This window comes from Oleiphilus sp. HI0117 (genome assembly GCF_001635235.1).
In genome coordinates this window covers 1-827 of record NZ_LWGA01000282.1, presented here as the reverse complement: position 1 = coordinate 827, position 827 = coordinate 1, and the positions used below count along the sequence as shown (strand labels likewise).

The following is an 827-nucleotide window of genomic DNA, read 5'->3' as shown; positions in this document are numbered from 1 at the left end:
GGCTAACCTGGCCACTTCCAATAGAGATGACTGACAATGAACTAGAACGTTTATTATTCCCCGACGCCAAGATCAATACGCGCCATGGTCGGGTTATGCCTGATTGCGCTGCCATTCACCAAGAACTCAAGCGCAAAGGCGTTACCAAGCAATTGTTGTGGGAGGAATATAAGCAAATACATGGCGACGCGGGCTATCAGTATTCGCAATATTGCGGCTACTATCGTGAATGGCGTTCTAAGCAAAAGCGCTCCATGCGCCAGATTCACCTTGCCGGTGAAAAAATGTTTGTGGATTACAGCGGGGCCACGGTACCTATCGTTAACCCGGATACTGGCGAGATCCGTTCAGCTGAGATCTTTGTAGCCATACTTGGCGCGAGTAACTACACCTTCGCAATGGCGTCATGGACGCAACGCAAAGCCGACTGGATTAACGCACATGTGAAAGCCTTTGAGTTCTTTGGCGGCGTACCGGAGATCGTTGTGCCTGACCAGTTACGCAGTGCTGTCAGCAAGCCAGCTCGTTATGACCCCGGTATCAATGTGAGCTACCAGCACATGGCATCACATTATAAAACGGCGATCATTCCCGCTAGGCCACTCAAGCCCAAGGATAAAGCAAAAGCAGAAAACGCGGTATTGATCGTGCAGCGCTGGATACTGGCTCGACTACGACATCAAACCTTCTTCACGCTGGCAGATCTAAATCAGACTATTAAGGTCTTGCTAGATGACCTTAACCGCCGTGCCTTTAAGAAACTACCGGGTTCCCGCTTAAGTCAATTTGAAGCCTTGGATAAGCCAGCGCTTAAATCGCTTCCCGCG

1 protein-coding gene is annotated in these 827 nt (G+C 50.1%); it reads left to right on the top strand.

Annotated features, from left to right (window positions below; genetic code table 11):
- Positions 1-827, top strand: an 827-nt coding sequence (istA, locus tag A3757_RS03620) for an IS21 family transposase (protein ID WP_156506148.1), incomplete at both ends; no start/stop codon positions are given.